The sequence below is a fragment of the Hymenobacter terrenus genome (assembly GCF_000972495.1).
Classification (GTDB): domain Bacteria; phylum Bacteroidota; class Bacteroidia; order Cytophagales; family Hymenobacteraceae; genus Hymenobacter; species Hymenobacter terrenus.
Map to the genome: position 1 here is coordinate 25,935 of NZ_LATM01000029.1, position 13,709 is coordinate 39,643.

The 13,709-nt window shown below is 54.9% G+C and carries 10 protein-coding genes; 4 read left to right on the forward strand and 6 right to left on the reverse strand.

Translation table 11 applies throughout. From position 1 onward, the window contains the following. Positions 1-375 precede the first annotated feature (375 nt). Together WX88_RS22335 and WX88_RS28180 are read right to left on the reverse strand one after the other, a co-directional pair. Positions 376-1,113, reverse strand: coding sequence for a LytR/AlgR family response regulator transcription factor (locus WX88_RS22335; RefSeq protein ID WP_046246650.1), 738 nt, complete (start codon positions 1,111-1,113; stop codon positions 376-378). Continuing rightward, positions 1,103-2,149: a sensor histidine kinase gene (locus WX88_RS28180; RefSeq protein ID WP_197076899.1), complete on the reverse strand. Its 1,047-nt coding sequence runs from the start codon at positions 2,147-2,149 to the stop codon at positions 1,103-1,105. Before WX88_RS28180 ends, WX88_RS22335 begins: the two co-directional genes overlap by 11 nt. Positions 2,150-2,317: 168 nt before the next feature. Here WX88_RS28180 and WX88_RS22345 point away from each other — a divergent pair, with 168 nt between their 5' ends. The 4 genes from WX88_RS22345 (at position 2,318) to WX88_RS22355 (ending at position 7,117) form a co-directional block, all read left to right on the forward strand. Continuing rightward, entirely contained in the window at positions 2,318-3,025 is a 708-nt protein-coding gene (locus tag WX88_RS22345; RefSeq protein ID WP_156176352.1) for a hypothetical protein, read from the forward strand. A 68-nt stretch (positions 3,026-3,093) separates the two neighbouring features. Next, positions 3,094-4,167 carry an alpha/beta fold hydrolase gene (locus tag WX88_RS22350; RefSeq protein WP_046246652.1) on the forward strand — a complete coding sequence of 358 codons (1,074 nt, stop codon included), beginning with the start codon at positions 3,094-3,096 and terminating at the stop codon, positions 4,165-4,167. A 373-nt stretch (positions 4,168-4,540) separates the two neighbouring features. Continuing rightward, complete coding sequence (locus WX88_RS31840) at positions 4,541-4,675, forward strand: hypothetical protein (protein WP_262489856.1); 135 nt, start codon at positions 4,541-4,543, stop codon at positions 4,673-4,675. Between the two features lie 1,500 nt (positions 4,676-6,175). Next, positions 6,176-7,117: a replication initiation protein gene (locus WX88_RS22355; RefSeq protein WP_077068281.1), complete on the forward strand. Its 942-nt coding sequence runs from the start codon at positions 6,176-6,178 to the stop codon at positions 7,115-7,117. 186 nt (positions 7,118-7,303) lie between these two features. On the opposite strand, the gene carB is transcribed toward WX88_RS22355, so the two are convergent. From carB to WX88_RS22380, 4 genes are all read right to left on the reverse strand, one after another. Continuing rightward, a complete protein-coding gene (gene carB, locus WX88_RS22360; protein WP_046246653.1) occupies positions 7,304-10,546 on the reverse strand; it encodes a carbamoyl-phosphate synthase (glutamine-hydrolyzing) large subunit in 3,243 nt (1,080 codons plus the stop codon). Positions 10,547-10,666: 120 nt separating this feature from the next. Then, the gene (locus WX88_RS22365) at positions 10,667-10,990 is read right to left on the reverse strand and encodes a DUF7677 family protein (RefSeq protein ID WP_231590768.1); all 324 of its coding nucleotides are present in this window, start codon (positions 10,988-10,990) and stop codon (positions 10,667-10,669) included. A 263-nt stretch (positions 10,991-11,253) separates the two neighbouring features. Continuing rightward, positions 11,254-12,333 (reverse strand): glutamine-hydrolyzing carbamoyl-phosphate synthase small subunit, encoded by a 1,080-nt coding sequence (carA, locus tag WX88_RS22375; RefSeq protein ID WP_046246672.1) that lies wholly within the window; start codon positions 12,331-12,333, stop codon positions 11,254-11,256. 134 nt (positions 12,334-12,467) lie between these two features. Further along, positions 12,468-13,691 (reverse strand): 5-(carboxyamino)imidazole ribonucleotide synthase, encoded by a 1,224-nt coding sequence (locus WX88_RS22380; RefSeq protein WP_156176353.1) that lies wholly within the window; start codon positions 13,689-13,691, stop codon positions 12,468-12,470. Between the last annotated feature and the right edge of the window lie 18 nt (positions 13,692-13,709).

The following is a 13,709-nucleotide window of genomic DNA, read 5'->3' on the forward strand; positions in this document are numbered from 1 at the left end:
AATGCTATAACATTCATTCAAATCCGAGCAGGACTATCAAGAAATGAAAGTCGAATCCGCCGCCCGCTACCTTGATTTAAGCCGCACTATTTTCAATGGTCTCATTACCTGAAGGGCTTGCCAGTGCCTGTCATCTGTGATTTTCTGAGTTGGGAAGGTTGCTGGGCGCCTGAGGACTGATTGTCGAGCACTTATGCTATTTGGAGCAGCTGCCCAACGAAGGCTTTTACTTCACGGCCGTGCCGCCCAAAATGGCGGGCATGGGTACATTCCTCGTGCCCGTCTTCACCAAAATAGCCGCAAAGGCAACTATTACCCCAAGTCTGCTTTGAGTTCGTGCTAGTATAAATATCTGTGATCAAACGAATTGCCCATTCACGGAGCCATTTTACCAAAGCTAAGCAATCTGTTTTCCAAAGCCCGTCGGTAAGTAACTCCCACGGGTATTTGGAGTCCATTAACAAAAATCCGGCCGCCGTCCAGCTGCTGGATGACTGGCAGGGCCACGATGTATGATTTATGCACCCGGACGAAAAACGCCTCGGGCAATAAGCTGGTAAATCCGGCAAAAGTCTCGGTAATCAGCAGCATCCTCTGCGACTGGGTGTGCACCTTTACGTAGTTGCCAAACGCCTCCGCGTACAGAATATCGGAGAAAGACACTTTCACTTGACGCTTGTTTACTTTCAGAAACAAAAAGCCCTCCCGCCAACTGATCAGCTCCTGGTCCGCGGGCGGCGGTGGGGGCGGCAGAGTGCCAAGGCTGACCAGTGCCCGGTTTACGGCCAGTAGAAAACGGTCGAACGAAAAAGGCTTGCACAAGTAATCCACCACGCCCAAGTCAAAGGCCTCAACGGCGTGCTCTGAGAAGGCCGTGGTGAAAATTATTTTGGGTGGGCGGGCTAGGCTACGAACCAACTGCAACCCGCTTAGCTCGGGCATCTGAATGTCGGTAAACAGAAGGTCGATGGGCTGGCGGTGCAGCTCAGCAATGGCCTCGACCGCCGAGCTGTAGCACCCCACCAGCTCCAACGCCGGTAAACGGTCAATATAATGCTGCAACACTTCCTGGGCAGGCAGTTCGTCCTCTATAATCAGGCACTTACAAGGCATGCGAAGTGAGGGTTGCGGGCAGCGAGGAAACGGCGGCTTGGGACGGTGACAAGTGTATTTCTAGCAGCGCCTGAAATTCGTGGCCCTCATTTTCCAGGGAGAGCTCGTGGGCATTTGGATAAAGGATGGCCAGCCGCCTTTGCAAGTTGAGCAGCCCGGTTTGTAAAGTTGGCATTTCGTGGGTCTGGTGCTGAAAAACGGTGTTCGTCACCCTACAAATCAGCGTGTCGCCTTGCAGGGAAATATCCAGCACCACCCGCGCTGGTTGATTAGTTGGTGCTACACCGTGTTTGAAAGCATTCTCGACCAACGGAATCAGCAGCATGGGCGCGATGGTACCTTTGGCTACCGCGCCGGATACGTGCATGGCAATGTCAGCTTTTTCTCCGAGCCGCAATTTTTCCAGGGCGAGGTAATTACGCAAATACTCTAGCTCCTGGTCCAGGCTCACGCTGGGTAGATGCGTCTTTTCCAGCATGTAGCGCATCAGGCTAGCCAGCTTGAGGACTACTTCTGGAGCCTGCGCGGCTTGGTGCAGGGTAAGGGAATAGAGATTGTTCAGCGTATTGAACAAGAAGTGCGGATTCACCTGGTCGCGCAGTAGCTTGAGCTCAGTGGCCGTTTGCTTGGCTTGCAGTTCCTGTTCCTGGTAGTGGTGGGCCAGGCCGTCGCGGTAAAACCGGATGCCGGTTACCACCAGCAGAATCAGCAGCAAGCGAATCATCTCCACCCCAACTCCGTCCGGATTCTGGTAGATGGCCCTTCCCAACTGGTGCTGCGCCCACCCAAACACGAGCAGCAGCAGCAGCGTCAGGAGCAAGTAGGAGCCGTATCGGCGGTGGTGGAAAAAACGGTTGAGCAAGGTCAAGTGGAGGTAATACGGGACCATGGCCAAGGCCACCATGCCAAAGGCCCCGACGGCCAGCTCTAGAACCGTGTGCTGCTCCAAGCTACTGCCCAGGTCACTGAGTAAAAACACCAGGGCCAGTCCCAACCAGATGGCTAAGTCAATTCGCTGGTTGTAACTCCTTTTCATGCCACGAAGATAAGCTAGTCCAAAATAGCGTTTTGCTTTTTCTGACGAATGCAATTCGTCAGAATTCTGCTGCCTTCGTCCGATAAATTTCTGGCGCTTGCAGTGAGGCTTCACCTTTGTTTCGAAGTCAGTCAGAAAATCTGACGGCTGGTTGCTAAACAACATTCCATGATGGGTATCCTGAACCACAAAGCCTGTGTGCTAGCCGCCAGCTGCTTAGTAGCTCCTCCCTTTTCCGCACGCGCCCAAGTCACCCGGCCCGATACAACGCAAGCAACTCAGGCGCCGCAAACGGTGCAGTTGCCACTATCCGTCCAGTTTTCACTGGTGGGAGCCGTGTTTTACCCAGGGGTGCGGGCTGGCGTGGCTTATCCATTGCTAACCAAAGAAATTACCAAGGTGAGAAAAGCCGGCCAGCGCCGCATTCTACTCAAGGACCACGCGCTGGCGGCCAACCTGGGGTGGTACCATCATGGCGGCTACCACGATAATGTTTTTCTGACCGTGGGTTACGACATGCGGCGCACGCGCCCAAGCGGGTTTTTTCTGAACCTGGAGCCTCAGCTAGGCCTCAGCCGCACCTTCCTGGGCGGGACCACCTACGAGGTTGCGGCCAATGATGAAGTTAGGCGCGTGTCGGCGGCGGGCAGCTTCTACTTCGCACCAGGTTTATCCTTCGGGCTAGGCAAGGATTTATCGAAAACGCGGCCCGGTTTGCTACTGTCAGTGTATGGCAAAGGCACGCTCCTGTTTCTTCTGCCCTACAACAACTTCTTGTATTTCCGGCCCATGCTCGAGGTCGGGGTGTCGTACCGGCTTAACCGCTTCAGACAAGTACGGGTCCGGTCAGTAAAAAAGACCACGTCCCGGTCGTAGACTGACTATAAACATAACCTGACCAATTCAGGGGAACTTCCCACACTACTTCCTTAAAAACACTTAAAATGGCAATCCATAAACTGGTCCGCTTGGTAGGCCTAGCCGCTGGACTCTTGGTAGTATTGGGCAGCTGCCAGCGGGAGGATATTTCGGTAGCGACCCGGGCCGATGATGCTTTTTACGTCCGCAGCAACGGCGCGGATATGCCGGTGCGGGTGAAGGGCAATACGGCTTCTCAGACATTCATGCTGATGATTCACGGCGGCCCCGGCGGCAATGGGGCCTTTTTCGAACTCAACCGAGACGCCGTTAGGCCTTTGGAAGAAAAAATGGCGGTAGTATATTGGGACCAGCGCTTTGCCGGCTCCTCGCAGGGGAATCCGTCGCGGGCGACGGTGACGGCCGCCCAATACGGGGAGGACGTCAGAAAGGTATTGCTGGTGCTAAAAGCTCGCTATGGGGCCGATAGCAAGTTATTTATTCTCGGGGAAAGCTGGGGCGGCTTTGTGGCGCCAGCTTTTATGACCGCAGGCAACAACCAGGCGCTGGTGAAAGGCTGGATTCATTTAGTGGGCGGCCACAACTTCCGCTTACAGGATTCGCTGACTCGGGAAATGATTCGGGAATATGCGGGCGTGGAGATTGCCAAAGGCAAAAAGGTGGGCCAATGGGAGGAATTGGTCAGGAAGGCCAATGCCGTCAACTTTCAACAATACAATTTGGACGTATCCAAAACCATGAGCTTATTGGGCGAGGATGCCACCGAACTAACGGAGGAGTACCAAAACAAAGTGACGGTAGACGGCATCGTGAACGTGCCCTCGTTTTTCCGGCGAAATGACTTCTCTAGCATCGCTAATTTGCTTTCGTACGTTAATCCCTCGCGGGACGATGCCAACACTGTGGCCGTCAGAAACGAATACAGCTCTAAGCTGCACCTTGTGACCGTTCCAGTATTGATCATGAACGGAAAATACGACTTCCTGGTACCACCCAAACTGGGAGAAGACGCCCTTCGAAACCTGGGCTCAGTGCACAAAAAGCTACTTATTTTCGACAAAAGCTCCCATGACTTGATAGCGCAGGAGCCCCGGCGGTTTCATCAGGAGGTTCAAGCTTTTGTCGAAGAATTCAAATAGCATGCTATGGTTAGGGTAAGCCACAGGACCGCTAATTCCATCTGCTTGCCAATGGCGTTGTAGCCCTTTTTACCACCTGTGCGCACAGATTGCGAATCGATGGGCTCCGCTTTGTAGGTGAGTTGGCGCACCGCCCGACATATACCGACGAACCAGCTTATAAAGCTGCTATCTATATTTATTAGTGTATAATTAATTCCTATTAATAAATATTTTTTTTAATGGCAGTAGTTTAAACTAAGATGATTTAGGTAATCTGTTTATAGTCACGACAATTCACACTTGCGCCCAATGCGGCAACGTAGAAATTCGCCGCAATGGGCACAGCGGCGGTTATGCCCGCTACCAGTGCAAAGCCTGTAGCTACCAGGCGTTGTTCGTTCCTGCCGCCGTGGCCAAAGCCGCGCAGTACGCCCAGGTCGAGGCCTTGTTGGTCGAGCGCACTTCCCAGCGCAGCATTGCCCGCGTCACGGGCGTGGATGACGATTGCCGCCGCGGTTACGCCTGAAAAAAGCGCAAGATTTGCCACAGTCAAATTTTATTAGCCAATTTTGCAGGGGTACAGTCACTATTGCGTTAACAATCGGCAGAATACAGGGTGTTGTAAAAGGTACGGCGTAAGCTAATCTGGGGAAGCCTAGGAGTTGATGGGCATAGTGCTGGTATGTCTTGTAGTGTTTCTGTCCGGTGGAGGTAATTTGCTAGTGTCGCTCGGTCGAGTATATGCTATCAGTTCCTCCCTCTTGGCCTGCTGTATCTTGCAAACTGCATTGTTGAACTAGTTAGATGAGTTCGAAAGCATCCGCTCACTTCGTCTGTGGTGTGTTGGAATCTTATAGACTTCTGTGACTAAGGGTAGGTCCTGGCCGAGGCCATTGTCTGCATGCCGTCCGTGAGTTGAAATTTTTGGAGATGGCTCTAACCAGTAGTTTCCTTTTTCGTGTAAGTGGACCTCGTCTTGGGGCGTAGTAGGGAATGGTAAAATTCACGGGTGGATAAGGACCTGCCGAACTACGGTGTCATACTCTCACATTTTATAAGCTGTTCTTTCCAATCGTTGGTGTTGTGGTAGGTTGGGAGACAATGAACTGCTCGCCATCTCTCACATTTTATAAGTAGCTCTCATAAAATAGCTTTTGGGAAATGTATAGTAGTATGTGTTTTTTGCTTCGATACTGCTAGCTCCCTCATGAGCCCCCTCTGATATATTTCTGATTTTCAAGATATTAAACAGTATCGACGAAGCAATTAGTGTCTAATGGATTGTGCTATGATACTTCCATTAATCCGTTGGGTGGTTGAGTCGTTTTATGATTAGAAGAAAAGGTTGGGAATTGCCGCCAGCGGCAATAAATGGTGTATTTTCAGCAGATTTCGCATAGTATAGAAGAGATTTCGCTACGCTTTTGGATAGGCTTCACTTATAAAACGTGCTAGTTCATGTCCACAGAACTAATCTGACTTATAAAAAGTGGTAGTTCATCAGTGTTTGAAATCAGTGAGTATTCTCAGGAAATCCAATGGCGATTATAAAGAGTGGTATAGAGTCAAAAGAAATTGCGTTACTACTACAGATACTTATAAAACGTGGTTTCAAGCTATTTTAGTCACTTCCTTTCTTGTATAAATGCAATGCGTTGAGTCGCTAGACTATGCCTCTCTTTTTGTTGCTTTCTGTTTGTTTCAATGATAGGTTGAGTCACCTGCCCTTAAAAGCTATTCTTATTGTGCATCAACAATCCTTGTGAGTTATTTGGTATTACTTGTTCTATTTGTAGCATTCATAACTCTCTTATATCTAACGCTATACAATGCTTTGAAACCACGTTTTATAAGTTAAAAACCACCTTTTATACTTCTTGCCACCACGTTTTATAAGTGAGCTCTCACGTTTTATAAGTTTAAAGACCACGTTTTATAAGTGAGAAACCACATTTAATTACCACCGTGGTTTTTTATCATTCATGCTGTTATATTTGTTTTATCCCTACGTACTTATTTTAAGTCTATGAAACCTGAAGAAGCCGCTATGGTTGTGGAGCCTACTCCCGTTGTCCGTCAGCATAATGCAATTACTCAGGCTCGCTATGACTATACCGCCTGCCAACTGGATATCTTTTTTTACCTGCTTTCCCGGCTGCGCCGGGATGATACGCCGGATCGGGAGTATACTATTTATGTTAAGGACGTGGAAGCTCTGACCGGGCGGCAGTGGAACTACCAGCAGTTGCGTGAAGCCACAGCCGATATGGGCTCGCGCATGTTCGAGGTGGAAAACGAACGGACTTACCAGCAGTTGTGGATGTTTCAACGAGTGGAGTACATCAAAGGCAAAGGCTGCCTCCAGATTCAACTGGCGGCGCCCATCCGACCCTACCTGTTCAATCTGAAAGAAAACTTTACTTCCTACCAACTGCATTCGGCCTTGAAGCTGAGCAGCAAGTACGCCAAGCGCATCTATCAGCTCGTCAGTCAATGGAAGGACAAAACGTCGACACGTACTTATCCGCTGGATGAGTTCAAGCAGATGTTGCACCTGAAGGACCCTAAGGGCAAGGAACCGGAACTGTTTCAGAATATTAGCCAACTCAAGGCTCGCGTGCTCGACATCGCCATACGCCAGGTCAGTGAGCATACGGACCTCAAGATTGACTATACCTTAGTTAAGAAGGGGCGAGCCTACGACGCAGTGCGCTTCACTATCGCTCGTCAGCAGCCACAGCAGCTGCCGATTCCTTTCGAGCAACCTGCTGAAGACGCCCGCGCCTTCTCGGCCCGGCAACACCTCGAAGCGCTGGGTATTACCCAACCGCAGTTGGTGGCCACCATCCTCGATGAGCCCAAGCACTTGGACCAGCTCTTTAAGTTCACCTATCAACTCAAAACCGATAAGGTCAAGGCTACTAAGAATCCGGGGGGACTGTTTCTAAAAATTTGCGGCCTGCGTTAACTCCGCAACGCTATTTAAGCGGTGCAAGCATTCAGAAATCCTGAATTTTAGAAGTCTCTTGATGCTTCCTTTCCCACTCAGATATGGTTAGAGCTTCAATTTCCAACGCTCTGGTAATTCTGAGCTTTGCGTAATATTGAGTTGTACGCGAACTACAACTGAAGGACAGCGAAGTTAAAGTCTACGCTACATCGCTCTATACTCGTTCCAGCTCTTGATCTTCAAGTCTTTTATCGCCAGCGTGCAGAAGGCCTGAATAAAGGCCCGCGCTAACCGCGCATTCGTCACCAAGGGCACGCCGGAATCCACGGCGGTGCGGCGGATTTTGTAATCGTTGTCCAGCTCGCCTTTGGAGAGGTTTTTCGGGATGTTGATGACTAGGTCGATTTTCTTCTCTTTCAGATACGTCAGCACGTTGGGCTCTTGTAGTTCATCGGGCCAGAAGAGCAGGCTGCTGGGGATGCCGTTTTCGGCGAAGAAGCGGTGCGTGCCCTGGGTGGCGTAAATGGTGTAGCCCCTCTGCACCAGCATTTCCACGGCGGGGAGCAGGGCCACTTTGGAGAGGATGGGACCGCCGGAAATCAGCACCGATTGCTGCGGGATTTTGTAGCCCACGCTGAGCATCGACTTCAGCAGGGCTTCCTCGGCGGTGTCGCCCAGGCAGCCCACTTCACCGGTGCTCACCATGTCGACGCGCAGCACCGGGTCGGCGCCGGGCAGGCGGGTGAAGGAAAACTGCGGGGCCTTCACGCCCACGAAGGGCAGGTCGTACACCCGCTCGCTTTCGTCGCGCTCCATCTTCTTGCCCAGTAGCACTTGGGTGGCCTTTTGGATGAGGTTGTTGCCCGATATTTTTGATACGAAGGGAAAGCTACGGGAGGCGCGCAGATTGCACTCGATGACGCGGATTTCGCGGTTTTTCTCTAGGAACTGGATGTTGAATGGCCCGCTGATAGCCAGACGCCTGGCGATTTTCTCGGCAATGACTTTCAGCTTACGGATAGTGCCCACGTACACGCGCTGCGGCGGGTAGTACATGGTGGCGTCGCCGGAGTGTACGCCCGCAAATTCCACGTGCTCAGAAATGGCGTAGCTTACAATCTCGCCGTGGTCAGCCACCGCGTCCAGCTCGATTTCCTTGGCTTCCTGGATAAACTCCGACACGACCACTGGATACTCGGCACTCACCTCAGCGGCCAGTTTCAGGTACTCCTCCAACTCCTGCGGGTTCAACACCACGTTCATGGCTGCGCCCGACAGCACGTAACTCGGCCGAATCAGCACCGGGAAGCCTACCTGCTTCACGAAGTCGTAGATGGCCTCCATGGTGGTCAGTTCGCTCCAGCGCGGTTGGGCAATGCCCAGCTCGTCCAGGATGCTGCTGAACTTGTGGCGGTTCTCGGCTTCATCAATGTGCGCGGCCGTGGTGCCCAGAATGGGCACGCCGGCCTGTTCCAGGCGGGTGGCGATGTTGTTGGGAATCTGCCCGCCGGTGCTCAGAATCACGCCTTCGGGCTGCTCAAATTCCAGGATGTCCAGCACCCGCTCGTAGCTCAGCTCGTCGAAGTAGAGCCGGTCGCTCACGTCGTAGTCGGTCGAGACGGTTTCGGGGTTGTAGTTGATGATGATGGACTTGTAGCCTTCCTCGGCCACGGTCTGCACGGCCTGCACGCCGCACCAGTCGAATTCCACCGACGAGCCGATGCGGTACACGCCCGAGCCCAGCACCACCACCGACTTGGCCGTTTCCGGCGCCAGGTCGTCTTCCGTGCCGTGGTAGGTGAGGTAGAGGTAGTTGGTGCGGGCCGGAAACTCGGCGGCCAGCGTGTCAATCTGCTTCACCACGGGCCGCACGCCCAGAGCCTGGCGGCGAGCGCGCACCAGCAGCTCGTTGGCTTTGACGTTGTTGGTAGCGGTGTTCTCGCCCAGCAGCAGCACGGCAATCTGCTGGTCCGAGAAACTGGCTTTCTTGGCCTCGCGCAGCAGCTTGGTTTCCAGCGCATCGGGGCCGGCGGCGCGACCGGCGGCCAGCTGCTGGCCCAGCTCGAAAACGGTGAACAGGCGCTGCAAAAACCAGTGGTCGATTTTCGTCAGCTGGTGCACCTGCTCCAGCGTGTAGCCGGCCTCGAAAGCGTGGTTGATGGCGAAGATGCGCTCTTCGTTCGGCTCGCTCAGGAGCTTGTCAATCGTGTCGCGGTCCACGGGCTCGGGCCGGTTGGCCACGAAGCCGCGCTTGCCGGTGTCGAGCATCCGCAAGCCCTTCTGAATGGCTTCCTCGAACGATTTGCCGATGGCCATGACCTCGCCCACGCTCTTCATGGCCGAGCCAATCTGGCGGTTTACGCCCGAGAATTTGCCCAAATCCCAGCGCGGCAGCTTCACCACCACGTAGTCGAGGGCGGGCTCGAAAAAGGCCGTCGTCGTCTGCGTCACGCTGTTTTTGAGCTCGGCCAGCGAGTAGCCCAAGCTCAGCTTGGCCGCCACAAACGCCAGCGGGTAGCCCGTGGCCTTCGAGGCCAGCGCCGAGGAGCGCGACAGGCGGGCGTTCACCTCAATGACGCGGTAATCCTCCGAAACCGGGTCCAGCGCGTACTGAATGTTGCATTCGCCCACGATGCCCAGGTGGCGAATGGTCTGGATGCCGAGGCTGCGCAGCTTGTGGTATTCGCGGTTGCTCAGCGTCTGCGACGGGGCCACCACGATGCTCTCGCCGGTGTGGATGCCGATGGGGTCGAAGTTCTCCATGTTGCAGACCGTGATGCAGTTATCAAACTGGTCGCGCACCACTTCGTATTCCACTTCCTTCCAGCCCTTCAAGGACTCCTCCACCAGAATCTGGTCCGACGTCGTGAAAGCCTGCCGGGCCAGGGCGCGCAGCTCGTCCATGTTATTGGCGAAGCCGCTGCCCAGCCCGCCCAGCGCAAACGCGGCCCGCACGATGATGGGAAAACCGATGGTTTCGCCGGCGGCCAGGGCGTCGTCCAGCGTCGTCACGGCCACGCTGCGGGCCGTGAGCACGCCAATCTGGTCGAGCTTTTCCTTGAAAATCTCCCGGTCCTCGGTGTCGATGATGCTCTGCACGGGCGTGCCCAGCACCTGCACGTTGTACCGCTCGAACACGCCGGCGCGGAACAGGGCCACGGCGCAGTTCAGGGCCGTTTGGCCGCCAAACGCCACCAGAATGCCATCGGGCTGCTCTTTTTTGATGACCTCCTCCACGAAGTAGGGCGTCACGGGCAGGAAGTACACGTCGTCGGCCATGCCGTCCGACGTTTGCACGGTGGCGATGTTGGGGTTGATGAGGATGGTGCGGATACCTTCCTCTTTCAGCGCCTTCAGGGCCTGGGAGCCGGAATAGTCGAACTCGCCGGCCTCGCCAATTTTAAGCGCGCCGGAACCGAGGATGAGAACTTTCTGTGGTTTGTTCATGCGTGTGACCCCACCCCCAGCCCCCTCCCAAAAGGAAAGGGAAGCCGGACGATTTGTGGGCTTATTCAAGAGATAAAAGTCAAGTAATTGAATCCGGTCTTATTTTCAAGAATGGCAAGGCTAGATTTTATCCTGCAGACTAGGTGGCTCGTGTAGCTCCAATTCCCAGCCTTGATAAGGCGGTTCGGCTTTGAAAGCCGAGTCGCAGTAAGAACGGATATAATCAGCAGCTCTTTTTTGGACGTATTGAGCATTAAGTACTTGCCCGTTTTCATCCAGTTCGATTACATTGGCGAAGATGGCGTAAGCTTGCTCAATTGCACTAGGTTCTTCTCCGTACAGGTCAAGGTAGTTTACTCCTTCGAGCATGTAGTGAGAGCCACTTGCCATGAAGTAGGCGAATGTTCTTAAAGCACCGCTGAACGAGTTGCTAAGCTTCATCATTATTTATCGTAAAGGCCCGAACGCAAGTGGCATATTACTCCAATCTGGCGAGCCAAGTAGACAAAGCGTGCAGCTTTTCCTGTATCATTCGCTTCAAATTCAACGGGCCATTTAGGCGGGGAATACAGTCTGTCAATGTCCTCGCGGGCTCGCAGCAGAGAAGAGCCAAAAACCTCCATGTGCAGCTTGATAGTCACTATCATGTTAAAGCCATCCTCCTTTCCCGTTACAACTACAAAAGCCATGCGCCGTTGACGTGGTTATCAGTGAGTCGATTTATATTCTGCCACCGACGTCAAAAATTGGTCAAACAGAAACTCGGTGTCCTCGGGGCCGCCAGCTGCTTCGGGGTGAAACTGGGTGGAGAAGAAGGGCTTGGTGCTGTGCTGGATGCCTTCGCAGGTGCCGTCGTTCAGGTTCTCGAACAGCATGTTCCATTCGGCGGGCAGCGTAGCGGTGTCGACCGCGAAGCCGTGATTTTGGCTGGTGATGTAGCAGCGCTGGGTGCCGGAGAGCTTGACGGGCTGATTGTGGCTGCGGTGACCGTATTTCAGCTTGAAGGTGTCGCCACCCGCCGCCAAGCCCATGAGCTGGGAGCCCAGGCAGATGCCAAAAATGGGCTTGTCTTGGGTTAGTGCCTTTTGCAGGTGCTGGATGGTGGCCGCGCACATTTTGGGGTCGCCGGGGCCGTTGCTCAGGAACAGGCCGTCGTAGTCGATTTGGGTGAAATCGTAGTCCCAAGGCACGCGAATCAGCTCCACGTCGCGCTCCAGGAAGCAACGGATGATGTTGGTTTTGGTGCCGCAGTCCACCAGCACGATTTTGTGCTGCCCGCTGCCGTAGTGCTGCACGCCGGGCCGGCTCACCTGAGCCACCAGGTTGTCGAGGTTGGGGTCGTGTAGGGCAACATCCTCGTCGGCCACGATTTTGCCCAGCATGGCGCCTTGCTCGCGCAGCTTCTTAGTGAGCAGGCGGGTATCGACGCCGAAGATGCCAGGGATGTTGTATTCCTTGAGCCAGTCGCCCAGGCTTTTGGCAGCGTTCCAGTGGCTGTGCTCCTCGGAGTAGTAGTTAACCACGAGGCCGGCAATGTGGATTTTGTCGGACTCAAAAATTTTCGAAATCGAATCGTATAGTTCCTCGCCGGGCACGCCGTAGTTGCCCACCATGGGGGTGGTGAGCACCAGAATCTGGCCCGCGAAGGACGGGTCGGTCAGGTTTTCGGGGTAGCCCGTCATGGCCGTGCTGAACACTACTTCGCCCGCCACGGACGTGTAGGCGCCGAAAGAAGTGCCCTCGATTTCAGTGCCGTCTTCGAGGATGAGTTTTACTGTTTGGGTCATGTTCTGGCGGTTCGCCTTACCCCTGGCGCGCTCTCTTTGGAAGAGGGGAGCCAAGGCGGCACAACTAGATATAGAAGCTATGTTGGGAAATCAGAAATCAAGAGAACGGTCATGCTGAATGCTTCAGGTGGCATTCAGATGTCGTCCAGCCCCGGCAAGCCGAGCAAACCAGCGGCGCGCCGCGCCACGGTTTTGACACTGGCGACGTCCGAGCCGGTGATGGTCAGGTGGCCCATCTTGCGGCCTACGCGCGCGTCCAACTTGCCGTACAGGTGCAGGTGCGTTCCCGGCAGGCTCAACACGGTTAGCCAGTCGGGTTCTCGCCGCCCGCCGTTGCTGTCAAACCACACATCGCCTAGAAGGTTGAGCATGATGGCCGGGGAATGCTGGCGCGGCGTCGGTAAGGGCAAGCCCGCCATGGCCCGGACCTGCATATCAAACTGCGACACATCACAGGCGTCCAGGGTGTAATGGCCGCTGTTGTGCGGGCGCGGAGCCATCTCGTTGACCACCAGGCTGCCGTGCTCGCTGCCGCCTTCCACCACAAAAAACTCGACGCACAGCACCCCAACATAGCCGAGATGATGCGCGATGGAAACGGCAGCATCGCGGGCACTGCCAGCCAGGGCGGGCGGCATATTTTCTTCGTACGCGTGGGTCACGGCCAAAATGCCATCGACGTGCACGTTGCGCTGCGGCGCGAAGCTGACGACTTGCCCGTCCCAGCCGCGCGCCACCAGCACCGAGCATTCGGCGGTTAGCGGCAGCATTTTTTCCAACACGCAGGCGGCGCCGCCCAACTCCGCCCAGGCGGCGGCCAGTTCCTCGGCAGTCTTGACGCGAACCTGGCCCTTGCCATCATAGCCCATGCGCGCGGTTTTGAGGATGCCAGGCAGCAGATCAGCCCGGTCGTGCTGGACGGCCTGCAGCTGGGCTGGCGTTTCAATCACCGTATAAGGCGCGCAGCGCACCCCCGACACGTCGGCGCAGGCCGTGAAGTGAGTTTTTTCCTCGATGCGGTTTTGCGCAATGCCCACCACGGCCGCGCCCGGCGCCACGGGTCGAGTCAGCGCCAGCGTTTGCAGGGCCTGGGCAGGCACGTTTTCAAACTCGGTGGTGACGGCCTGGCACAGCTGGGCCAGTTGCGCCAGCCCAGCCGGGTCGTTGTAGTCGGTCTGGATGTGGTAGTGACTCACCCGCCCGGCTGGGCTTTGGGCGTCAGGCTCCAGCACGGCGGTGAAGTACCCCAGACGCTGGGCGGCATGCACAAACATGCGCCCTAGTTGGCCACCACCCAGCACCCCCAACGTCGCCCGCTGGCCCGCGGAGTCCACACTGCCCGGGAGAACAGGGGTCATTGCTACATCGTGCATGCT

Excerpts from the sequence above, each read along its gene's own strand:
- carA (WP_046246672.1), bottom strand. The coding sequence starts at position 12,333 with ATGACCCAAACAGTAAAACTCATCCTCGAAGACGGCACTGAAATCGAG.
- WX88_RS22350 (WP_046246652.1), top strand. The coding sequence starts at position 3,094 with ATGGCAATCCATAAACTGGTCCGCTTGGTAGGCCTAGCCGCTGGACTC.
- WX88_RS22380 (WP_156176353.1), bottom strand. The coding sequence starts at position 13,691 with ATGACCCCTGTTCTCCCGGGCAGTGTGGACTCCGCGGGCCAGCGGGCG.
- WX88_RS22365 (WP_231590768.1), bottom strand. The coding sequence starts at position 10,990 with ATGATGAAGCTTAGCAACTCGTTCAGCGGTGCTTTAAGAACATTCGCC.
- WX88_RS28180 (WP_197076899.1), bottom strand. The coding sequence starts at position 2,149 with ATGAAAAGGAGTTACAACCAGCGAATTGACTTAGCCATCTGGTTGGGA.
- WX88_RS22355 (WP_077068281.1), top strand. The coding sequence starts at position 6,176 with ATGAAACCTGAAGAAGCCGCTATGGTTGTGGAGCCTACTCCCGTTGTC.
- WX88_RS22345 (WP_156176352.1), top strand. The coding sequence starts at position 2,318 with ATGATGGGTATCCTGAACCACAAAGCCTGTGTGCTAGCCGCCAGCTGC.
- carB (WP_046246653.1), bottom strand. The coding sequence starts at position 10,546 with ATGAACAAACCACAGAAAGTTCTCATCCTCGGTTCCGGCGCGCTTAAA.
- WX88_RS22335 (WP_046246650.1), bottom strand. The coding sequence starts at position 1,113 with ATGCCTTGTAAGTGCCTGATTATAGAGGACGAACTGCCTGCCCAGGAA.